The sequence below is a fragment of the Streptomyces koelreuteriae genome (assembly GCF_018604545.1).
Taxonomy (GTDB): Bacteria; Actinomycetota; Actinomycetes; order Streptomycetales; family Streptomycetaceae; genus Streptomyces; species Streptomyces koelreuteriae.
The window spans coordinates 2,107,530-2,130,157 of sequence record NZ_CP075896.1 but is presented as its reverse complement, the minus strand read 5'-3'; the positions used below and the strand labels follow the sequence as shown (position 1 = coordinate 2,130,157).

At 70.7% G+C, this 22,628-nt stretch carries 13 protein-coding genes; 10 read left to right on the top strand and 3 right to left on the bottom strand.

Annotated features, from left to right (window positions below):
* Positions 1–87 precede the first annotated feature (87 nt).
* Positions 88–1,533, top strand: coding sequence for an aldehyde dehydrogenase family protein (locus KJK29_RS09240; protein WP_215118231.1), 1,446 nt, complete (start codon positions 88–90; stop codon positions 1,531–1,533).
* Between the two features lie 104 nt (positions 1,534–1,637).
* Here the strand turns inward: KJK29_RS09240 and KJK29_RS09235 are convergent, their stop codons facing one another.
* Positions 1,638–4,475, bottom strand: a complete 2,838-nt coding sequence (locus KJK29_RS09235) for a glycoside hydrolase family 3 protein (RefSeq protein ID WP_215118230.1) — start codon at positions 4,473–4,475, stop codon at positions 1,638–1,640.
* A gap of 371 nt (positions 4,476–4,846) precedes the next feature.
* On the opposite strand from KJK29_RS09235, the gene KJK29_RS09230 reads away from it, so the two are divergent.
* From KJK29_RS09230 to KJK29_RS09200, 7 genes are all read left to right on the top strand, one after another.
* Positions 4,847–6,535, top strand: coding sequence for an extracellular solute-binding protein (locus tag KJK29_RS09230; RefSeq protein ID WP_215118229.1), 1,689 nt, complete (start codon positions 4,847–4,849; stop codon positions 6,533–6,535).
* 26 nt (positions 6,536–6,561) lie between these two features.
* Entirely contained in the window at positions 6,562–7,602 is a 1,041-nt protein-coding gene (locus KJK29_RS09225; protein ID WP_215118228.1) for an ABC transporter permease, read from the top strand.
* Positions 7,599–8,552, top strand: a complete 954-nt coding sequence (locus KJK29_RS09220; RefSeq protein ID WP_215118227.1) for a carbohydrate ABC transporter permease — start codon at positions 7,599–7,601, stop codon at positions 8,550–8,552. Before KJK29_RS09225 ends, KJK29_RS09220 begins: the two co-directional genes overlap by 4 nt.
* A 137-nt stretch (positions 8,553–8,689) precedes the next feature.
* Positions 8,690–10,909 (top strand): WD40/YVTN/BNR-like repeat-containing protein, encoded by a 2,220-nt coding sequence (locus tag KJK29_RS09215; RefSeq protein ID WP_215118226.1) that lies wholly within the window; start codon positions 8,690–8,692, stop codon positions 10,907–10,909.
* Positions 10,909–12,888 carry a beta-galactosidase gene (locus KJK29_RS09210; protein WP_215118225.1) on the top strand — a complete coding sequence of 660 codons (1,980 nt, stop codon included), beginning with the start codon at positions 10,909–10,911 and terminating at the stop codon, positions 12,886–12,888. The genes KJK29_RS09215 and KJK29_RS09210 overlap by 1 nt, the downstream gene beginning before the upstream one ends.
* A complete protein-coding gene (locus KJK29_RS09205; protein WP_215118224.1) occupies positions 12,885–15,074 on the top strand; it encodes a glycosyl hydrolase family 95 catalytic domain-containing protein in 2,190 nt (729 codons plus the stop codon). Before KJK29_RS09210 ends, KJK29_RS09205 begins: the two co-directional genes overlap by 4 nt.
* A gap of 35 nt (positions 15,075–15,109) precedes the next feature.
* Positions 15,110–15,838 (top strand): glycoside hydrolase family 12 protein, encoded by a 729-nt coding sequence (locus tag KJK29_RS09200; protein WP_215118223.1) that lies wholly within the window; start codon positions 15,110–15,112, stop codon positions 15,836–15,838.
* Between the two features lie 70 nt (positions 15,839–15,908).
* Here the strand turns inward: KJK29_RS09200 and KJK29_RS09195 are convergent, their stop codons facing one another.
* Both KJK29_RS09195 and KJK29_RS09190 read right to left on the bottom strand, forming a co-directional pair.
* Positions 15,909–17,951 carry a glycoside hydrolase family 31 protein gene (locus KJK29_RS09195; RefSeq protein ID WP_215118222.1) on the bottom strand — a complete coding sequence of 681 codons (2,043 nt, stop codon included), beginning with the start codon at positions 17,949–17,951 and terminating at the stop codon, positions 15,909–15,911.
* Positions 17,952–18,039: 88 nt separating this feature from the next.
* Complete coding sequence (locus KJK29_RS09190; RefSeq protein WP_215118221.1) at positions 18,040–19,053, bottom strand: LacI family DNA-binding transcriptional regulator; 1,014 nt, start codon at positions 19,051–19,053, stop codon at positions 18,040–18,042.
* 277 nt (positions 19,054–19,330) lie between these two features.
* Between KJK29_RS09190 and KJK29_RS09185 the strand changes: the two genes are divergently transcribed.
* Complete coding sequence (locus KJK29_RS09185) at positions 19,331–21,271, top strand: acyl-CoA dehydrogenase family protein (protein ID WP_215118220.1); 1,941 nt, start codon at positions 19,331–19,333, stop codon at positions 21,269–21,271.
* Positions 21,272–21,367: 96 nt separating this feature from the next.
* The gene (gene dxr / locus KJK29_RS09180; protein WP_215118219.1) at positions 21,368–22,624 is read left to right on the top strand and encodes a 1-deoxy-D-xylulose-5-phosphate reductoisomerase; all 1,257 of its coding nucleotides are present in this window, start codon (positions 21,368–21,370) and stop codon (positions 22,622–22,624) included.
* Positions 22,625–22,628: the final 4 nt, after the last annotated feature.

Below are 22,628 nucleotides of genomic sequence, written 5' to 3'. Positions count from 1 at the left end.
GGACAAACGCCCTTCGGCCACCTCGCCCCTACCGTGGGAACCCGTAGTACAGGACCACCCCCGACGTCGAAGGGCCGGAACCCGGACATGACTTCCACCCACGCCTTCTGGCTCGCCGGCCGTCAGGCCACCGGCGAGGACACCTTCGACGTCAGCTCCCCGTGGGACGGGCGGCTCGTCGGCAAGGTGAGCGTGCCGACGGACGCGCAGGTCGAGGAGGCCGTGGCCGCCGCGTACGCCGTGCGCGACGAGTTCGCCGCCACCCCCGCCCATGTACGGGCCGCCGCCCTCGACCACGTCAGCAAGCGCCTCGTCGAGCGCACCGAGGAGATCGCGCAGCTGATCTCCGCCGAGAACGGCAAGCCGCTCAAGTGGGCGCGCGGCGAGGTCGGCCGGGCCGTGTCCGTCTTCCGGTTCGCCGCCGAGGAGGCCCGGCGCTTCAACGGCGGCGAGGCCCAGCGCCTCGACACCGACCTGGGCGGCCAGGGCCGGCTCGCCCTCACCCGCCGCTTCCCGAAGGGTGTCGTGCTCGGCATCGCGCCCTTCAACTTCCCGCTCAACCTCTGCGCCCACAAGATCGCCCCGGCCATCGCCGCCGGCGCGCCGATCATCCTCAAGCCGGCCCCGGCCACCCCGCTGTCCGGCCTGATCCTCGGCGATCTGCTGGCCGAGACCGAGCTGCCGGCCGGCTCCTGGAGCGTCCTGCCCGTCGCCAACGACAAGATGCCGGCCCTCGTGCAGGACGAGCGCCTGCCCGTCATCTCCTTCACCGGCTCCGAGAAGGTCGGCTACGCGATCATGGACTCGGTGCCCCGCAAGCACTGCACCCTGGAGCTGGGCGGCAACGGCGCGGCCGTCGTCCTCGCCGACTGGGCGAGCGACGAGGACCTGGACAAGGCGGCGCAGCGCATCGCCACCTTCTCCAACTACCAGGGCGGCCAGTCCTGCATCTCCGTCCAGCGCGTCATCGCCGACGCCTCGGTCTACGACCGGCTGCTGCCGCGCGTCGTCGCCGCCGTCGAGGCCCAGGTCACCGGCGACCCGAGCGACGACGCGACCGACGTCGGCCCGCTGGTCAGCGAGGACGCCGCCCAGCGCGTCGAGACCTGGGTCCAGGAGGCCGTGGACGCCGGCGCCGCACTGCTCACCGGCGGCAAGCGCGACGGCGCCTCCTACGCGCCGACCGTCCTGGCCGACGTACCGGCCGACGTCACGATCTCCTGCGAGGAGGTCTTCGGCCCGGTCCTCACGGTGCACAAGGTGAACGGCGAGGCCGAGGCCTTCGCCGCCGTCAACGACTCCAAGTACGGCCTCCAGGCAGGCGTCTTCACCCACGACCTCCAGACCGCCTTCCGCGCCCACCGGGCCCTGGAGGTCGGCGGAGTCGTCATCGGCGACGTGCCGTCCTACCGCGCCGACCAGATGCCGTACGGCGGCGTCAAGCAGTCCGGCGTGGGCCGCGAGGGCGTGCGGTTCGCGATGGAGGACTACACCTACGAGCGCGTGCTGGTCCTGACCGGTATCGACCTCTGAGTTCTAGCTCATGGGAACCATTTTCATATAGGCTCCCCGAAGGGGCCCGGCACCGATGCCTTCCGGTGCCGGGCCCCTTCTTCGCGCCGGCTGGCTCCGGACCCTCAACCGGAGAAGCCGACGTGCGCGAGCCGCAGCGGGCCGCGCAGCCTGAGACGGACGTCGTGCGCGCCCGCGGCGGTGAGGGAGGCGCCGAGGGAGACGTAGTCGTACGGCCCTGATGTCGGTGCGGCGGGGGACAGCACGGCGAGGGCCGGGCCGCCGTCGAGGGAGACCTCGACCGTGCCCTCTCCGGCCACCTCCACCGTCACCTCGGTGACGCCGCGCCCGAAGTCGCAGGCGCGGTAGACCAGTTCACCCGTGGCCCCGCCCATCGGCGTCACCGCGTCGCCCGACACCTTCGTCCGGTCGACGATCTCGATGCCGCTCTGCTCGTCGAAACCGGCCGCCGCCAGCCCGCCCGCGATAACCGCGCGCGGCAGGGTGGGCTCGCCCTCCAGCGTGACGGTCGCCCGCAGCCGGACGTCCTCGCTGGAGGCCCCGGCCAGCAGTTCGTACGCGCCCGGCTCCACGCGCCACCGGTCCTGCGCGACGTCCCAGAACGCGAAGGCGGACAGCGGGACCTCGAAGCTCGGCTCCGCCGTCTCACCGGGCGCGAGGGTGATGCGGCCGTGGTCGAGCAGCTCGCGGCGCGGACGCGGCACGGACGGGTCGACGGCCCGCGTGTAGAGCTGGGCGACCTCGTCGGCGGTGATGTCGCCGGTGTTGGTGACCGTGAACGAGACGTGCAGCGTGCCGTCCTCGACCCGGGTCGTCAGGCCGTCGTACGCGAACGACGTGTACGACAGGCCGTGTCCGAAGGGGAACAGGGGCGTGCCCTCGAAGTACAGATACGTCTGGCGGGCGCCGATCACGTCGTAGTCGAGGAGGCCGGGCAGATCGGCGTCGTCGGCGTACCAGGTCTGCGGCAGCCGGCCGGCGGGGGAGACGTCGCCCGCCAGTACACGGGCCAGGGCGGTGCCGGCCGCCTGGCCGCCGTGCGCCGTCCACAGCGCGGCCGGGAGGATGTCCGGGTCGACGGCGTACGGGTAGGCGGAGACCAGCGCCAGCACGGTCGCCGGGTTCGCCGCGCGGGCCGCCCGCAGCAGCCGCTCCTGGTGCTCCGGCAGCCGCAGGGTCGTACGGTCCTCCGTCTCGCGGCCGTTGATGTGCGGGTCGTTGCCCGCGACCACCACGACCACGTCCGCCTCGGCGGCGGCCCGCGCCACCGCCTCCTCGCCGCGCTCGGCGACGACCAGCTCGAACACCTCGGGATCTTCCTCGGCAACCTTCACGCCGTCGGCGGAGACACACACGTGGCGACCCGTTCCCACGTGCCTCAGGAGGTGCCCGCTCTCGTGCGGTTCCAGGCGGAACGTCTCCTGGACGATCCAGCCGCCCGGCTGGTCGGCGGAGGCGCGGACCCGGCCGTCCTCGGCGACCGAGAGATAACGGCCGTCGGGCGCGCGCAGCGTCAGCACGCCCTCGCCCCAGTCGACCAGCGCCAGTTCGGTGCCGGTCGCGTCGGTGGTCAGCGGGGGCAGGTCGGTGCGGCCCGCGAGCAGCGCCGGGTCGAGCGCGCCCTCGGCGCCGCGCACCTCGTCGGCGGCGTCCGCCGCCGGCGGCACGTGCAGGAACGCGCCCGAAGAGGTCTTCAGCCGGACCCGGTCCACGCCCTCCGCGAACTCCACCCGCTCGGCGCCGAACCGCTCGTACAACCCCTCCAGCGGGGTCGAGCGGTGGATCAGCGTGCCGCTGTACCAGTCGAGCTTGCACTCGTCGGCGAGCAGCCCGACCACGGCGATCCGGGTGTCCGGGGCGAGCGGCAGCACCCCGTCGTTCTTCAGCAGCACGACCGCCTGCTCGGCCGCCTCCCGGGCGAGGGCGCGGTGCCCCGGGGAGTCGAACTCGCTGGTGGCGTCGTGCGGGTCGTACTCCGGGTCGAACTCGCCGAGCCGGAAGCGGACCGAGAGCTGGCGGCGGACGGCCCGGTCGAGGTCGGCCTCCGTCAGCAGACCGCGCTCCAGGGCGCCGCGCAGCCGCCCGGTCATCTGCGAGGAGTCCGTGCCGTGGTCGGTGAAGCTGTCGACGCCCGCCACCAGGGAGGCGGCGGTGGCCTCCTCATGGGTGTCGAAGTAGTGCTCGGAGTCGACCAGATTGCTCGGAGCGCCCGCGTCCGAGCAGACCAGCAGCTCCTCGTCGGTCCAGGCCCGCAGATGCTCGCCCAGGTAGGGCGAGACGTGGTTCGGACGGCCGTTGACCAGGTTGTACGCGGGCATCACCCCGGCCACCGCACCCGCCTCCACGGTCTCGCGGAAGGCCCGCAGGTCGTACTCGTGCAGCACGCGCGGGCGCACCGAACTCGACGTCGTCGACCGGTCCGTCTCGTTGTTGTGGGCGAGCCAGTGCTTCAGCACGGGCGCCGTGCGCCAGTAGGTCGGGTGGTCGCCGCGCAGACCGTGCGTATAGGCGGTGGCGATCGCCGAGGTGAGCTTCGGGTCCTCCGAGTAGCCCTCCTCGTTGCGGCCCCACAGCGGGTGGCGCAGCAGATTGACCGTCGGGGCCCAGACGTTGAGCCCGACCCGGTCGTCCTTGGCGCGCATCGCGCGGACCTCCTTGGACACCGCGTCGCCGACCCGCCGCACCAGCTCCGGATTCCAGGTGGCGCCGAGTCCGACCGCCTGCGGGAACACCGTCGCCGGGCCCATCCACGCCACCCCGTGCAGGGCCTCCTGGCCGGTGCGGAAGGCGGCGACGCCGAGCCGCTCGACGGCGGGCGCGAACTGGTGCAGGAAGGCGGTCTTCTCCTCGCGCGTGAGCCGCGACAGGAGGTCGTCGATCCGCTTCGCGAACGGCAGGCGCGGATCGCGGAACGGCGGCGTGGGCGGCGTGTGTGCGGTCACGTGGGATTCCCTTTGCGATGGAGCGGCGAGACGCTTTCGAAGCGCTTCGATGCTGGTTCGACCCGGGGGTGGGTGTCAAGACACCTCGGCGCAACAACTCCGACCCTGCGGCGCCATTCCAAGCGCCATTCGCGTCACTCCGCGATCGTGCACACCTCGGGAGAATCTTGGAATCGCCCCTTGTGCACCCCTGGGTGTTCACTTAATCTCGCAGCAACATCGAAGCGCTTCGACTGTGAAGTCCGCCACCCGGTGGTGCGCATTCCTCGTCACTCGTCGGAGTATCGCTTCGGCTCAGCCAGTTCCACTCGAGACACCGCAGCCGACGGCCCTCCGCCGGGTGTCCTGGTGTGCCATGAAGGGTTGACGCAATGACGCCGAACGCCGCCTCCGCCTCCTCCGGACCGAGCCGGAGATCCTTCCTCGCCTCCACGGCGGTCGCCACCGCGGCCGTGGCGGGCGGGATGCCGTTGCTCGCCGCGTGCGGCGGTGGGAACGAGGGACAGAAGGAGGGGGCCACGTCGGGCAAGGAAGCCGCGAAGATCCTCCCGGCCTACGTCGCGTCGCAGGTCGTGACTCCGGACATCCCCTCCAAGAACGGCTCCCCGGTCGGCTTCACCAAGGCGATCCCGGCGGCCGAGCTGAAGACCTCGGTGTCGCAGAAGCTGGGCAGCGGCGGAAAGCTGACCATCATGGCCCCCTACTGGGGCGCCCCGCCCAAGGGCGACAACCCGTACTACTCGGCCATGAACAAGGCCGTCGGCGTGGACATCACCTGGCAGAACCAGGACGGCGTCACCTACGACCAGAAGCTCGGCGCGATCCTGGCCTCCAGCGACATCCCCGACGCCGTCGTGGTGCCCGACTGGAACCTCACGGGCCGGATACCCACCGCCATCAACGCAAAGTTCGCCGACCTCGGCCCGTACCTGTCCGGCGACAAGGTCAAGGACTACCCGAACCTCGCGGCCGTGCCCACCGACGCGTGGCAGCGAGGCATCTTCGGCGGCCAGCTCCGCGCGATCCCGATGCCGAACTCCTACGTCACCGGCATGGCGGCCATGTACCGCAAGGACATCTTCGAGAAGAGGGGCTACGCCCTCCCCAAGAGCCCCGACGAGTTCCTGTCCTGGGCGAAGGAGGCGACCCAGGCCAAGTCGAAGGTCTGGGCCTGCGACGACATGAAGTGGTCGGCTCTCCAGATCTTCGGTGTCCAGCCGGGCGGCGACAAGGCGCTGTGGTGGAACCTGGAGGACGGCAAGCTGGTCAACCGCATCGAGACCGAGCAGTACCTGGAAGCCCTGGAGTGGACGCGCAAGCTCTACGCGGCGAAGGTGGTCCACCCGGACGCGGTCTCGGGCAAGGCGGGCGGCAGCGCCGCCAACCGTTTCACCGCCGGACAGGTTCTCGTCTACAACAACAACATCTCCGACTGGTGGGGCAAGACCGCCGAACAGCGGACCCAGAACCCCGACTTCGAGATGGGCGTGTTCGACATCTTCGGGCCTGACGGGGGCGACCCCACGCTCTGGGCCGGCCAGCCGGGCGGCATGTTTTCCTTCATCAGCAAGAAGGCGAGCAAGCAGCAGATCAAGGACTTCCTCGCGCTCTGCAACTACTGCGCCGCCCCCTACGGCACCAAGGAGTTCATGCTCACCGCCTACGGTGTCGAGGGCACCGACTACACGGTGAAGAAGGGCCTGCCGACCAAGACGCAGCAGGGCATCAACGAGGTCAGCAGCACCTACGACCTCACGGGCAACCCCGCCCCGTACGTCGCCTACCCCGACTTCCCGGACATCACCCGGGGCATCGTCGAGTGGCAGCAGCGCATGGGCGCCTTCACCAAGAAGTCCTCCTTCTACGGTCTGACCGTCACCGAGCCCAACCGCTGGGCCAACCTCGCCGACGACTTCGAGCAGCTCGAGGACGACGTGATACGTGGTCGGAAGAAGATCAGCGACGTGCAGCAGGCCGTGTCCGACTGGAAGAAGAAGGGCGGCGACGACCTGCGCGACTGGTACAAGAAGCTGCTCGACGACAACGGCTCGTCGAACTGATCCGGGGCTCGAGCAAGGAGAAGGCCGTGTCCAACAGCACGGTGCCTCGGACCACGACCGAGGCAAAGACCCCCGCGAGGTCCCCGGCGGCGTCCGGCAGCGCCGCCGGACGCCGGGCCCGCGACGGGAAGAACTCGGGCAAGCTGAGCCTGAAGCTCAGATTCAGGCGTGACCGCACGCTGATCCTCATGACCCTGCCGGCGGTCCTGCTGATCCTGGTCTTCAACTACATACCGATCCTCGGCAATGTGGTGGCCTTCCAGGACTACGACCCGTACGCCGGTGACAACGGCTTCGTCGCCATCTTCAACAGCCCCTGGATCGGCTTCGAGCAGTTCGAGCGGATCTTCGCCGACTCGGCCTTCTGGCACGCGGTGCAGAACACCCTGGTGCTGTTCTTCCTGCAACTGGTGCTCTACTTCCCGATCCCCATCCTGCTCGCGCTGCTCATCAACAGTGTGGTCAGGCCCCGGATACGGGCGGTCGCCCAGGCGGTCATGTACCTGCCGCACTTCTTCTCCTGGGTCCTCGTCGTCACCGTCTTCATGCAGATCTTCGGCGGCGCCGGGATCATCGCCCAGACCCTGCGCCAGCACGGCTACGAGGGCTTCGATGTGATGACCGACCCGGAGGTCTTCAAGTACCTGGTCACGGCCCAGACCGTCTGGAAGGACGCGGGCTGGGGCATCATCGTCTTCCTCGCCGCGCTCTCCTCCGTCTCGGGCGACCTCTACGAGGCCGCCGCCATGGACGGAGCCGGACGCTGGCGGCGGATGTGGCACATCACGCTCCCCGCCCTGCGACCGGTGATCGCCCTCCTGCTCGTGCTGCGCGTCGGCGACGCCCTCACCGTCGGCTTCGAGCAGCTGCTCCTCCAACGACAAGCCGTCGGTGTCAACGCCTCGGAGGTCCTCGACACCTACGTGTGGTGGAACGGCATCCGCAACCAGGACTTCAGCTATGCCGCCGCCGCAGGGCTCATCAAGGGCGTGGTGGGGCTGGCGCTCGTACTGATCGCCAACAAAGTGGCCCATCTCATGGGCGAGCAGGGGGTGTACAAGAAGTGACCGCCGTCCTCGACACTCCGCCCGACGACGCGCCGCGCGTCTCGAAACCGAGCCGGTGGGCGGCCCCGCCCCGCCCCGTCTGGGAGGAGCCGCCGAACAAGGCCGGACTGGCGGGCAAGGGCATCGCACTGACCCTGGCCTGTCTGGCGATCCTCTTCCCGCTGTGGATCGTCGTCGTCACCAGCCTCCAGTCGAAGAAGACCATCGACGAGGCCGGCGGCCTGGTGGTGATCCCCAAGGGCATCACCTTCATCGCCTACCAGGAACTCCTCAGCGGCGGCCAGGTCCAGAAGGCCGCCCTGGTCAGCATCGGCGTGACCGTGGTCGGCACGCTGTTCAGCATGACGGTGTCGGTCCTGTGCGCGTACGGACTGTCGCGCAGCGGCTCGCTCGGCCACCGCGGCATCCTGATGACCCTGCTGGCGACGATGTTCTTCGGGGCCGGCCTCATCCCCACCTACCTGCTGGTGCAGGCTCTCGGCCTGACGGACACCTATCTGGCGCTGATCCTGCCCAGCGCCGTGAGCGTCTTCAACATCCTGGTGCTGCGCGCGTTCTTCATGAACATCTCCCAGGAGCTGATCGACAGCGCCCGCATCGACGGTGCCGGCGACTGGCGGATCCTCTGGAAGATCGTTCTGCCGCTCTCCCGCGCGGTTCTCGCGGTGATCGGCCTCTTTTACGCCGTCGGCTACTGGAGCGCCTGGTTCAACGCGTCGATCTACCTGACCGACCAGGACATGATGCCGCTGCAGAACGTGATGATTCAGCTGGTGCAGATGCAGCAGCGGCCGGTGGGGCTTCAGGCACAGATCAACACCGGACAGCTCTCGCCGCTGGCGATCCAGATGGCGGTGATGGTGATGGCGCTGCTGCCGGTGGCTGTCCTCTCGCCGTTCGTCCAGAAGCATTTCAAGAAGGGCATGCTCACGGGGGCGGTCAAGGGCTGACGCCTTGACCGAGTTCTCGCCGTAGGGCTGTCGGTTGTTTGTTTTCCGCGGCTGCGTCGTGGTTGTTCGCGCAGTTCCCCGCGCCCCTAAAAGAAGGCCTCCGCCCCTCCCCTTTCTTGCAAGAACCGAGGTACGTCATGCCCGCTTTCCAGCTCAGCAGACGGTCCGTGCTGGCCGGGACCGCCGCCACCGCCGCGGTAGCCGCCCTTCCGATGGTCCAGGGACGTGCGCAGGCCGCCGCCCCGGCCGACGCGAAGAACGGGTACCGGTGGCGCAACGCCGTCATGGGCGGCACCGGATTCGTCACCGGCGTGCTGTTCCACCCCGCCGTCCGAGGCCTGGCCTACGCCCGTACCGACATCGGCGGCGCCTACCGCTGGGACGACCGCACCGACCGGTGGGTCCCGCTGACCGACCACATCGGCTGGGACGACTGGAACCTGCTCGGCGTGGAGGCCATGGCGGTCGACCCGGCGCATCCGAACCGGCTGTTCCTCGCTCTCGGGACGTACGCGCAGTCCTGGGCCGGCAACGGAGCCGTGCTGCGGTCCGAGGACCGTGGGGCCACCTGGACGCGCACCGACCTCACCGTGAAGCTCGGGGCCAACGAGGACGGGCGCGGTTGCGGGGAGCGGCTGCTCGTGGACCCGAGGGACAGCGACACCCTGTGGCTCGGCACCCGGCACGACGGACTGCTCAAGTCGACCGACCGGGGCGCCACCTGGAAGGCCGTGAGCTTCCCGGCCACCCCCAGCGCCACCGGCCAGGGCGTCACCCTCCTGGTCGCCGCCGGCCGCACCCTCTACGCCGGCTGGGGCGACTCCGACGGCACGACAGGCAAGCCCCACCTCTACCGCACCTCCGACGGCACGACCTGGGAGGCCGTCCCGAAGCAGCCCACCGGCACCGCCGCCAAGGTGCCGATCCGGGCCGCGTACGACCGGCACACGCGCGAGCTGTACGTGACGTACGCCAACGCGCCCGGCCCCAACGGCCAGTCCGACGGCAGTGTGCACAAGCTGCGGACGACGGACGGGAAGTGGACCGAGGTCACGCCGGTGAAGCCCGGCGGGGCGACGGAGGACGGCGGGACCGACTCCTTCGGGTACGGCGGTGTCGCCGTCGACGCGCGCAGGCCCGGCACCGTCGTCGTCTCCACCAACAACCGCTGGGCGCTGATCGACACCCTGTACCGGACCACCGACGGCGGCCGCACCTGGAAGTCCCTGAAGGACAAGGCCGTTCTCGACGTCTCCGAGACGCCGTACCTCAAGTGGGGCGCCGACAAGCCCAAGTTCGGCTGGTGGATCCAGGCCGTCGGCGTCGACCCCTTCGACTCCGGGCACATCGTCTACGGCACGGGCGCGACCCTCTACGGCACCCGCGACCTCAAGCACTGGGCGCCGCAGATCCGCGGCCTGGAGGAGGCGTCCGTGGTGCAGCTGGTGTCGCCGCCGAGCGGGGCGGCGCATCTGATCACCGGCTCCCGGGACATCGGCGTGCTGTACCACGACCGGCTCACCGCCTCCCCGTCGCGCGGCATGGCCACCAACCCCGTGTTCGGCTCGGCCACCGGACTCGCTCAGGCGGCGGCCAAGCCGTCGTACGTGGTGCGCACCGGCTGGGGCGACCACGGCAACGGCGCCTACTCGAACGACGGCGGCAAGACCTGGGCCCCCTTCAAGGCGCAGCCCGCCGTCGCCAAGGACGCCCCCGGGCCGATCGTCACCAACGCCGACGGCAGTGTGCTGCTCTGGTCCTTCGTGCACTGGGACGGCACCACCTACCCGGCCCAGCGGTCCGACGACAACGGCGCCGGCTGGTCCGAGGTCGCCTCCCTGCCGAAGGGGTCCGTCCTGGTCGCCGACCCGGTCGACCGGAAGGTCTTCTACGCCTTCGACTACAGCACGGGCACGCTCCTCGCCAGCACCGACGGCGGTCTCACCTTCACCGCCCGGGCCACCGGCCTCAAGTCGGGCGACAAGGAGTTCCAGCTGACCGCCGCCCCGGGCCGGTCCGGGGACCTGTGGCTGAGCCTGAAGTGGAACGGGCTGTACCGATCCACCGACGGCGGCGCCACCTTCGCCAAGGTGAGCAGTTGCTGGGCCTCGTACACCGTCGGCTTCGGCAAGGCCGCAGAAGGCGCCTCCTACCCGGCGGTCTACATGGTCGGCTCCACCGAGAGCATCACCGCCGTCTACCGCTCCGACGACGAGGCGAAGACCTGGACCCGGATCAACGACGACCGCCACCAGTGGGGCTGGATCGGCGCCGCCATCACCGGCGACCCGCGCATCCACGGCCGGGTCTACATCGCCACCAACGGGCGCGGCGTGCAGTACGGGGAGCCCTCCTGATGTCCGAGACACAACGTCCCGACCTGTCCGACGCCACCCGGGGCCGGCTCCTCTTCGGCGGTGACTACAACCCGGAGCAATGGCCCGAGGAGACCTGGCACGAGGACGTCCGGCTGATGAAGGCCGCCGGCGTCAACTCCGTCACCCTCGGCGTGTTCTCCTGGTCAAAGCTGGAACCGGAGCCCGGGGCACGGGAGTTCGGCTGGCTGGACACGCTGATGGACCTCATGCACGCGAATGGCATCGGGGTCGTCCTCGCCACCCCCACCTCCTCGCCCCCGCCCTGGATGGGCCGGCTGCACCCCGACACCCTGCCCGTCACCGAGGACGGCCGCACCGAGTGGTGGGGCGGCCGTCAGCACTTCTCGCACTCCAGCGCCACCTACCGGCGCTACGCCGCCGCCATCACCGAGGACCTGGCAGCCCGCTACGGCGGCCACCCGGCCCTGACGATGTGGCACATCAACAACGAGTACTGCACCTTCGACCACGGCGACCAGGCCGCCGCCTCCTTCCGGCGGTGGCTGCGCGAGAAGTACCGCACGCTCGACGCCCTCAACGAGGCCTGGGGTACCGCCTTCTGGAGCCAGGGCTACGACACCTGGGACGGCATCCTGCCGCCCCGCCTGCCCCACTACATGCGCAACCCCGGCCAGGTCCTGGACTTCCGGCGCTTCACCTCCGACATGCTCCTGGAGTGTTACGTCGCCGAACGGGACATCGTCCGGCGCCACACCCCGCACCTGCCGGTCACCAGCAACTTCATGCCGCTGTGGTTCGGCCAGGACGCCTGGCGCTGGGCGGGGGAGGAGGACGTCGTCTCCGTCGACCTCTACCCCGACCCGCGCGATCCGCTCGGCGCACAGAACGGGGCCCTGGTGCAGGACATGACCCGCTCCCAGGCACGCGGGCCGTGGATGCTCATGGAACAGGCGGCCGGGCCGGTCAACTGGCGCGGCGTGAACCACCCGAAGCCCCGGGGCCTCAACCGGCTGTGGTCGCTCCAGGCCGTGGCCCGGGGCGCCGACGCCGTCTGCTACTTCCAGTGGCGGCAGTCCCGGCAGGGCGCCGAGAAGTTCCACTCCGGCATGGTCAGCCACGCGGGGGAGGAAGGCCGTACGTATCAGGAGGTCAAGCAGCTCGGGGCGGACCTGGCGAGGATCGCCCCCGAGGTCACCGGGCGGCACATCACCGCCAATATCGCGGTCCTGCACGACTGGGACGCCTGGTGGGCCGGCGCCCAGGACGGCCGCCTCTCCACCCAGGTCGACTACCCGGACGTGCTGCGCGCCTGGCACCGGGCCCTGTGGCAGGCCCACCTCACCACCGACTTCGCCCACCCTGAGCACGATCTGACGCCGTACTCGATGGTCGTCGTGCCCCAGCTGTACGCGCTCACCGACGCGGCGATCGACAACCTCCTCGCCTACGCACGCGGCGGCGGCACCCTCGTCTGCGGATTCCTCACCGGCGTCGCCGACGAGGACGACCGGGTGCGCCCCGGCGGCATGGACGACCGGCTGCGGGAGCTGTTCGGGATCCGCGTGCTGCACGAGTGGTGGCCGCTGGACGCGGGGGAGACCGTCGCCTGCGAGGGCTTCCGGGGCACGCTGTGGTCCGAGGAGATCGAACCCGCCGACCCCGACGACACGACCCGCTACAAGGGCGGCGAACTGGACGGCATGCCCGCCGTCCTGCGCAAGGACAGCGCCTGGTACCTCTCCACGCTCCCGGAGCCCGAGGCGCTGCGCGACCTGCTGGCCCGGATCGCCGACGGCGCGGGCGTCCGGCCCGTGCTCGACGGCCTTCCCGAGCAGGTCGAGGCCGTACGCCGGGGAGAGCTGCTGTTCCTCCTCAACCACGGCCGCGAGCCGGTGACCGTCGAGGCCCCCGGCACCCACCACGACCTGCTGACCGGCACGGCCGTCAGCGACCGGATCACCCTCGGCCGCTACGAGGCGGCGGTACTCCGGCCATGACCCCCTCCGCCCCCGTCCACGGCACCTGGGAGCCGCACCCGGCCGCCCGCTGGGAGGACGGCTTCCTGAGCGGCAACGGCCACCACGGCGCTCTTGTGTTCGGTGACCCGGACGTCGAGCGGGTGGTCGTCACGCACCACACTCTGGTGCGTCCCAATGGCAGGAACTCCCGGCCCCCGCAGCTCGCCGGAGACCTCCCCGCGCTCCAGGACCGTCTCCTGGCCGGCGACACGACCGCCGCCGAAAGCTTCACGGACGGGCGCCCGCACCAGTGGGTGCAGCCTTTCCACCCCGCCTTCCAGATCAGGCTGCGCCGTCCGCCCGGTGCCCGGCGCGACTACCGCCGCGACGTCGACTTCACGACGGGCGTGGTGCGGGCCTCCTGCTCCGGCTGGACCAGCCGGGTCTTCGTCTCCCGCGCCGACGACGTGATCGTCCAGCAGGTCACCGGACCCGGCCTCAGCCTCGACGTCGACCTGGACCACCGGCTCCCCGGCGCCCCCGCCGGACTGGGCATCGGCCACGGCGCCGTCCTCACCCCCGAGGGCGCCCTGCTGAGCCTGCGCGCCCGCTACCCGGACAGCGACCTGGCCTGCACGGGCGTCACCCTGGTCGCCGCCAGGGGCGGCACGACGCGCCTCGCACCGCCCGGTGTGCGCGTCGAGGGCGCCCGTTCCGTGCTGCTCCTCACCCGGGTGCACCGGCACACCGGCGAACTGGACGTCGTCGCCGAGGGCCGCGCCCTGCGGGATCTGCCCCTGGAGTACGACGAACTCCTCGAACGCCACCTCGCCCTGCACCGGACCGCCTATGAGCGCGTCACCCTCGGCCTGGACGCCGACCCCGCCGAACGGGCCCTGCCCGGCTCCGAGTTGCTGAAGCGCCCTCGCAGCGCCGCCCTCCTGGAACGCCTCTTCGCCGCGGGCCGCTACCACCTCCTGTCCGCAAGCGGCCTCTTCCCGCCCCGCCTGACCGGGCTGTGGACCGGCGACTGGAACACTGCCTGGTCGGGCGCCTTCACCAACGACGCCAACCTCAACCTCCAGACCGCCTCCGCCGCTGCCGCCGCCCTCCCCGAGGTCACCGAGGCGCACGCGACCCTGATCCGACGGCAGTTGCCCGACTGGCGCGACAACGCCCGCGCGATCTTCGGCGCCCGGGGCGTCGTCGCCCCCGGCCACACCGACGGCGAGTCCGGGCACTCGTACCACTTCGAGCGCGAATACCCGCTGCACCTGTGGACCGCCGGTGCCGACTGGCTGCTCAAGCCGCTCGTCGACCACGACGAGACCCGGGGCGCCCGTGACCCGCGCACCGCCGCCGCACTCGCCGAAGTCGCCCTGTTCTACGAGGACTTCCTTACCCGTACCGACGAGCACGGCCATCTCGTCGTCGTCCCGTCCTACTCGCCCGAGAACCGCCCCGCCAACGCGAGCTGGGGCACCCTCAACGCCGCCATGGACCTCTCGGCGGCCCGCCACGCCCTGCGCACGGCCGCCGCCTACCACCCCGGCCCCGACGCCGACCGCTGGCACGCCCTCGCCGACCGCCTCCCACCGCACCGGATCAACCCGGACGGGGCGCTGGCCGAATGGGCCTGGCCGGGCCTGGAGGACTCCTACGACCACCGCCACCTCAGCCACCTCTACGGCGTCTGGCCGCTCGACGAGATCACCCCCTACGACAGCCCCGAACTCGCCGCGGCCGCCCACCGCGCCCTCGCACTGCGCGGCGCCGAGAACGACTCCGCGCACGGCCATCTGCACCACGCGCTCATCGCGGCCCGGCTCAGGGACTCCGGCCGCGTCGCCCACGCCCTCGGTCAGGTCCTGGACGGCGACTTCTTCCACGCCTCCCTGATGAGCGCCCACTACCCGAAGCGGGACGTCTACAACGCGGACGCAGCGCACACCCTGCCCGCCGTGCTGATCGAGATGCTCGTGCAGTCGACCCCGGACCGGCTGGTCCTGCTGCCAGCGCTTCCGGCGGCGTATCCGAGCGGCGCACTGCGCGGGGTGCGCACCCGCTTCGGGGCCGAGATCGACCTCACCTGGACCCGGGACGGCGCCGCCGCCGTCATCTGGCCGGGCCGCACCCACCGCGTCGAACTGCGGACTTCCTCCGGCACGGAATCCCTCCACCTGGTCGCCGGAGAAGACCACGTCCTCACCCTGAGGGCGCGGTAGCTCCTCCCCATCCCCCCACCCCTGGAAGGGACCCCATGGCATCACGCACGCTCGGCAGGGTCACCAAGGCCCTGCTCGCCCCGGCCCTGGCACTCGGCACGACCATCGCCCTCGCCTCCGCGCCCGCCTCCGCCGCCGTCTGGAACTCCTGCGACCAGTGGGGCAACACGAGCCTGAACGGCTACACGCTCTACAACAACATCTGGGGCGGCGGCGCCGGCGCCCAGTGCATCTGGGCCAACTCCGGCACCAACTGGGGCGTCAACGCCAACCACCCCAACACCGGCGGCATCAAGTCCTACCCGAACGCCAAGAAGGTGGTGAACAAGTCCATCACCTCGCTGGGTTCGCTCAACAGCAGCTACAACGTCACCGTGCCGTCCTCGGGCTCGTACAACACCTCGTACGACGTCTGGGACACCGACCACGACTACGAGATCATGCTCTGGGTCAACTACAACGGGGCCGTCGGCGCGCTCGGCAGCTACCAGGAGCGCGTCACGGTCGGCGGTCACACCTGGGACGTCTACAAAGGCCGCGCCCAGCGGTCCGACGGTACGTACTGGGACGTCTTCTCGTTCCTGCGCACCTCCGACTCGACCTCGGGTTCCGTGCAGATCCTGCCCGTCCTGAAGTGGATCAAGGACACCAAGGGCTGGATGGGCAACGAGACCATCGGTGACGTCCAGTTCGGCTTCGAGATCACCTCGTCGTCCGGCGGCCTGGACTTCCGCGCCAACAGCATGAGCATCACCAGCAGCTGAGCCGAGAACGGGCCGGGGCCGGCCGCACCTCACGGTGCGGCCGGCCCCGGCCTCTCGCTGTGGCGGGCGGCTACTCGGCCACCGGCAGCCGCGCCCCGTCCCGCAGGAACAGCGGGATCCGGTCCAGCGGGGCGTCGACCGTCACGGACCGGCCGCCCTCGTACGTCTCACCCGTCCACGCGTCCGTCCAGCGGGCCCCCGCCGGGAGATACGCCGTACGGGCGGTGGCACCGGCGGTCAGGACCGGCGCGACCAGCAGATCCGGGCCGAAGAGGTAGGAGTCGTCGACCGACCAGGCCGCCTGGTCGTCCGGGAACTCCAGGAACAGCGGCCGCATCACCGGCAGCCCCTCCTCGTGGGCCGCGCGCATCACGTCCAGCACATACGGCTTCAGCCGCTCGCGCAGCCGCAGATACTTCGCCAGGACGGCCCCGGCCTCCTCGCCGTACGACCACACCTCGTTCGGGCCGCCCGTCATCTCCGGGCCCAGCGGCATGCCCGGGTCGCGGAAGCCGTGCAGGCGCATCAGCGGGGACAGCGCGCCGAACTGGAACCAGCGCACCATCACCTCCCGGTACGCCGGGTCGTCCGGGTCGCCGCCGTGGAAGCCGCCGATGTCGGTGTTCCACCACGGGATGCCCGACAGGGCCGTGTTGAGGCCGGCCGCGATCTGGCGGCGCAGGGTCGGGAAGTCGGTGCCGATGTCACCCGACCACAGGGCGGCGCCGTAGCGCTGACTGCCCGCCCACGCCGAGCGGTTGAGGGTGACGATCTCCTCCTCGCCGGTCGCGCGCAGGCCCTCGTGGAAGGTCCGGGCGTTCTCGGCCGGGTAGGCGTTGCCGACCTCCAGGCCCGGGCCCGCCCAGTAGCGCAGATTCTCCTGGAAGCCCGGCTTCAGCTCCGGCTCGCAGGCGTCCAGCCAGAACGCCGTGATGCCGTACGGGTCGAGGTAGTTCTCCTTGACCTTCGACCACACGAACTCCCGGGCGTCCGGGTTGGTGGCGTCGTAGAAGGCCACCTGGACCGTGGAGGCCACCTCCTTGTCGGGCCAGTCGGCGTGGGCCATCGGGCCGTACTGGGTGCCGATGAAGTACCCGCGCTGCTCCATGACCGGGTGGTTCTCGCTCAGCGGCGACACCGAGGGCCAGACGCTCACCACCAGCTTGATGCCGAGTTCTTCCAGCTCGCGCACCATGGCGGCCGGGTCCGGCCATTCCTTCGGGTCGAACTTCCAGTCGCCCAGGTGCGTCCAGTGGAAGAAGTCGCAGACGATCGCCGAGATGGGCAGGCCGCGCCGCTTGTACTCCCTCGCCACCGCCATGAGTTCGTCCTGGGTGCGGTAGCGCAGCTTGCACTGCCAGAAGCCCGCCGCCCACTCCGGCAGCATCGGGCTGCGGCCGGTCACCGCGCTGTAGCGGCTCTGCGCGCCGGACGGATCGCCCGCCGTGATCCAGTAGTCGATCTGCCGGGCCGAGTCGGCGACCCACCGGGTGCCGTTGTGCGCCAACTCCACGCGGCCGATCGCCGGGTTGTTCCACAGCAGCGTGTAGCCCCGGCTGGAGGTCAGCACCGGGATGCCGACCTCGGCGTTGCGCTGGACCAGGTCCAGCACCAGGCCCTTCTGGTCGAGGCGCCCGTGCTGGTGCTGGCCGAGGCCGAACAGCTTCTCGTCGTCGTAGGCGGCGAAGCGCTGCTCCAGGCGGTGGTGGCCGTTGCCGACGGCCGTGTAGAGGCGCGAGCCGGGCCACCAGAAGTGGGCCCGGTCCTCGGCGAGGATCTCGGCGGAGTCCTCCGTCCGCAGGAAGCGGATCAGACCCTCGGCGTTCACCTCGACGGTGAGCGTGCCGACGGTCACCCGGCCGAGGCCGTCCTCGATCTTCACCGTGGACGGCGTCGCGGGAGCCTCGTCGAGCAGCGCGCCCGGCAGTCCTTCGAGGACCGGGCCGCCGAGCCGGGCACGCACCCGGACCGCGTCCGGACCCCACGGCTCGATCCGTACGGTCTCCTGGCGGCCGCTCCACTCCAGCGCGCCGTCCCGCTCGCGGAACGTGCCGACGGTGGGGGAGGACTGCGCGAGGCTCACCTGGGGCTGGGTTTCAGCAGGCTGATTCACGGGGCGGGCTCCTGTGCGGAAGCAGACATGGGGGTGCCCTGGAAGGGGCGCTCTTCGATGAAGTGGGGCGTTGTTCAGTGAACGGGGATCACGCCCGGCTCGGCGCCGGTCCCGTGCTCGCCCGTACCGTCAGCTCGGGCGCGATGAGCACGACCTCGTCGCTGCCGCGCTCCTCCAGCTTGGCGACCAGGTGGTCCACCGCGTGCCGGCCCATCTCCTGCGCGGGGATGGCGACCGACGTGAGCCGCACGGAGGCCTGCGTCGCGACCTGGTCGGGGCAGATCGCCACCACCGACACGTCCTCCGGCACGGCCCGGCCCTGCTGCCGCAGCAGCGCGAGCAGCGGCTCCACCGCCGACTCGTTCTGCACGATGATCCCGGAGGTGTCCGGGCGCTCGTCGAGGATCCGGGCGAGGGTCACGGCCATCGCGTCGTACCCGCCCTCGCAGGGCCGGTGCAGCAGCCGCACGCCCAGCTCCCGGGCACGGGACCGCAGCCCGTCGAGGGTGCGCTCGGCGAAGCCGGTGTGCCGCTCGTAGACGGCCGGGGCCTCGCCGATGACGGCGATGTCCTGGTGCCCCTGCTTCGCCAGATGCTCCACACACAGCGCGCCCGTCGCCCGGAAGTCCAGATCGACGCAGGTCAGGCCGGAGGTGTCGGCGGGCAGTCCGATGAGCACGGACGGCTGGTCGGTCGCACGCAGCAGCGGCAGCCGCTCGTCGTCCAGCTCGACGTCCATGAGGATCATCCCGTCGGCGAGCCCGCTCCCGGCGACACGGCGCACCGCGTCGGGGCCCTCCTCACCGGTGAGCAGCAGCACGTCGTACCCGTGCGTACGGGCGGAGGTCGCCACCGCGATGGCGATCTCCATCATCACGGGCACATACATGTCCGTGCGCAGCGGGATCATCAGCGCGATGATGTTCGACCTGCTGCTCGCCAGGGCGCGGGCCCCGGCGTTCGGGTGGTACCCGAGCTCGCGGATGCTCCGCTCGACCCGCTGCCGGGTGTTCACGGAGATGGACCGCTTGCCGCTGAGGACATAGCTCACCGTGCTCGCCGAGACTCCGGCGTGCTGGGCGACCTCGGCGAGGGTGACCATCCAGCTCTCCAAGCTTTGTGAAGCGCTTCGACAATGCGCGTTGCTTATATGGGCGGGTGAGGGTGGTTCGACAGTAGCTCCAGCGGGAGTACGTGTCCATAGGTCGTCGAAGCGCTTCGATACCGATTTCTCTCACGTCTTCAAGCGTGTGCTCACCCTAGGCCGAACGGACGCGCGAGGACTGGTGGGAGCGTCCGGATTCGGGTACCAACGATCCAGTAGCACTGGTCGGTAACGTACAGTCATCAATAACCCTAGTTGCGGCGAGGTGCCCCTCATGTCCGCTTCCACCACTCCCTCTTCCCGTCCCGCCGTCACCGAGCGGGAGGCCCGTGAGGTGGCGGAGGCCGCCCGGGAACAGCACTGGCGCAAGCCCAGCTTCGCCAAGGAGCTGTTCCTCGGCCGCTTCCGGCTCGACCTCATCCACCCCCACCCCGTCCCCGGCGACGAGGCGGCGCAGCGCGGCGAGGAGTTCCTCGCCAAGCTCCGCGACTTCGTCGAGACGAAGGTCGACCCGGCCGTCATCGAGCGTGACGCCCGGATCCCCGACGAGGTGATCGACGGCCTGAAGGAGCTCGGCGCCTTCGGCATGAAGATCGACACCAAGTACGGCGGGCTGGGCCTCACACAGGTGTACTACAACAAGGCCCTCTCGCTGGCCGGCTCCGCCAGTCCCGCGATCGGCGTGCTGCTCTCCGCGCACCAGTCGATCGGTGTGCCCCAGCCTCTGAAGCTGTTCGGCACGCAGGAGCAGAAGGAACGCTTCCTGCCGCGCTGCGCCCGCACCGACATCAGCGCCTTCCTGCTCACCGAACCCGATGTCGGCTCCGACCCGGCCCGGCTCGCCACCACCGCGGTGCCCGACGGCGACGACTACGTCCTCGACGGCGTGAAGCTGTGGACCACCAACGGCGTCGTCGCCGACCTGCTGGTCGTCATGGCCCGGGTGCCGAGGAGTGAGGGCCATCGCGGAGGCATCACCGCCTTCGTCGTGGAGACGAACTCGACGGGCGTCACGGTCGAGAACCGCAACGCCTTCATGGGCCTGCGGGGCATCGAGAACGGCGTCACCCGCTTCCACCAGGTCCGCGTCCCCGCCGCCAACCGCGTCGGCGAGGAGGGCCAGGGCCTGAAGATCGCCCTGACCACGCTCAACACCGGGCGGCTCTCGCTGCCCGCCTCCTGCGTCGCGGCCGGCAAGTGGTGCCTGAAGATCGCCCGCGAGTGGTCCGCGGTCCGCGAGCAGTGGGGCAAGCCCGTCGCGCACCACGAGGCGGTCGGCTCCAAGATCTCCTTCATCGCGGCCACCACCTTCGCCCTGGAGGCCGTGACGGACCTGGCCTCGCAGATGGCCGACGAGGACCGCAACGACATCCGCATCGAAGGCGCCCTGGCCAAGCTGTACGCCTCCGAGATGGCCTGGACGATGGCCGACGAACTCGTCCAGATCCGGGGCGGACGCGGCTTCGAGACGGCCGAGTCCCTCCGGGCCCGCGGCGAGCGCGCCGTCCCCGCCGAGCAGCTCCTGCGCGACCTGCGCATCAACCGCATTTTCGAGGGCTCCACCGAGATCATGCACCTGCTGATCGCCCGCGAGGCCGTCGACGCCCACCTCTCCGTCGCCGGCGACCTCATCGACCCGGAGAAATCCCTCGGCGACAAGGCGAAGGCCGGCGCCAACGCGGGCGCCTTCTACGCCAAGTGGCTCCCCAAACTCGTCGCGGGCCCGGGCCAGCTGCCCACGTCCTACGGCGACTTCAAACACGGCGTGGACCTCTCCGGGCACCTGCGCTACGTCGAGCGCACCTCCCGCAAGCTCGCCCGCTCCACCTTCTACGCCATGTCCCGCTGGCAGGGCCGGATGGAGTCCAAGCAGGGCTTCCTCGGCCGGATCGTCGACATCGGCGCCGAGCTGTTCGCCATGAGCGCGGCCTGCGTACGCGCCGAACTCCTGCGCACCCAGGGCCAGAACGGCCGCGAGGCCTACCAGCTCGCCGACGTCTTCTGCCGCCAGGCCCGCATCCGGATCGAAGAGCTCTTCAACCGCCTGTGGACCAACACCGACGACCTCGACCGCAAGGTCGTCAAGGGCGTCCTCTCCGGCACCTACGAGTGGCTGGAACAGGGCATCGTCGACCCCTCGGGCGACGGCCCCTGGATCGCGGACGCCACTCCGGGCCCGAGCGAGAGGGAGAACCTGCACCGCCCGATCCGCTAGACCCGGCCCTCCCAGGGGCGCGAGCTGCCATGGCGCGCGCCCCTGGGAGGGGGATGCGCTGTCCTCACACGCCGGCCTTACGGCAACAATGGAGGAATGAGCGACAGTCCAGCCCCCCTCGCCGACCCGCACCTCGTCTACGACCCCGTAGCGGGCGACGGCCCGAAGGACGTGGTGATCCTCGGCTCCACCGGGTCCATCGGCACACAGGCCATCGACCTCGTGCTGCGCAACCCCGACCGCTTCCGGGTCACCGGCCTGTCCGCCAACGGCGGCCGGGTCGCGCTGCTCGCCGAGCAGGCGTACCGGCTGCGGGTGCCCACGGTCGCGGTCGCCCGCGAGGACGTCGTACCGGCCCTGCGCGAGGCGCTCTCCGCGCAGTACGGCACGGGCGAGCCGCTCCCCGAGATCCTCGCCGGCCCGGACGGTGCCACGCACCTGGCGGCATCCGACTGCCACACCGTCCTGAACGGCATCACCGGCTCCATCGGCCTCGCCCCGACCCTCGCCGCCCTGGAGGCGGGCCGCACCCTCGCGCTCGCCAACAAGGAGTCGCTCATCGTGGGCGGCCCGCTGGTCAAGGCCCTCGCCAAGCCCGGCCAGATCATCCCGGTCGACTCCGAGCACGCCGCCCTCTTCCAGGCCCTGGCCGCCGGCACCCGCGCCGACGTCCGCAAGCTGGTCGTCACCGCCTCCGGCGGCCCCTTCCGCGGCCGTACGAAGCGGGAGCTGGCGAACGTCACCGTCGAGGACGCCCTCGCCCACCCCACCTGGGCGATGGGCCCGGTCATCACGATCAACTCCGCGACCCTCGTCAACAAGGGCCTGGAGGTCATCGAGGCACACCTCCTCTACGACATTCCCTTCGACCTCATTGAGGTCGTCGTGCATCCGCAGTCGTATGTCCACTCGATGGTTGAGTTCACGGATGGATCGACACTGGCCCAGGCGACCCCGCCCGACATGGGCGGGCCCATCGCCATCGGCATCGGCTGGCCCGAGCGCGTCCCCGACGCGGCCCCCACCTTCGACTGGAGCAAGGCCTCGACCTGGGAGTTCTTCCCGCTCGACAACGAGGCCTTCCCCTCGGTGAACCTCGCCCGGCACGTCGGCGAACTCGCGGGCACCGCCCCCGCGGTGTTCAATGCGGCCAACGAGGAGTGCGTGGAGGCGTTCCGCCAGGGCGCGCTGCCCTTCAACGGCATCATGGAGACCGTGACCCGGGTCGTCGAGGAGCACGGCACCCCGTGTACGGGAACCTCACTCACCGTGTCGGACGTCCTCGAAGCGGAGACCTGGGCGCGGACCCGGGCCCGGGAACTGGCGGCACAGACGGCGGAGGCCCGTGCATGACGAC

Excerpts from the sequence above, each read along its gene's own strand:
- KJK29_RS09240 (WP_215118231.1), top strand. The coding sequence starts at position 88 with ATGACTTCCACCCACGCCTTCTGGCTCGCCGGCCGTCAGGCCACCGGC.
- KJK29_RS09230 (WP_215118229.1), top strand. The coding sequence starts at position 4,847 with ATGACGCCGAACGCCGCCTCCGCCTCCTCCGGACCGAGCCGGAGATCC.
- KJK29_RS09215 (WP_215118226.1), top strand. The coding sequence starts at position 8,690 with ATGCCCGCTTTCCAGCTCAGCAGACGGTCCGTGCTGGCCGGGACCGCC.
- KJK29_RS09210 (WP_215118225.1), top strand. The coding sequence starts at position 10,909 with ATGTCCGAGACACAACGTCCCGACCTGTCCGACGCCACCCGGGGCCGG.
- KJK29_RS09205 (WP_215118224.1), top strand. The coding sequence starts at position 12,885 with ATGACCCCCTCCGCCCCCGTCCACGGCACCTGGGAGCCGCACCCGGCC.
- KJK29_RS09200 (WP_215118223.1), top strand. The coding sequence starts at position 15,110 with ATGGCATCACGCACGCTCGGCAGGGTCACCAAGGCCCTGCTCGCCCCG.
- KJK29_RS09190 (WP_215118221.1), bottom strand. The coding sequence starts at position 19,053 with ATGGTCACCCTCGCCGAGGTCGCCCAGCACGCCGGAGTCTCGGCGAGC.
- KJK29_RS09185 (WP_215118220.1), top strand. The coding sequence starts at position 19,331 with ATGTCCGCTTCCACCACTCCCTCTTCCCGTCCCGCCGTCACCGAGCGG.
- dxr (WP_215118219.1), top strand. The coding sequence starts at position 21,368 with ATGAGCGACAGTCCAGCCCCCCTCGCCGACCCGCACCTCGTCTACGAC.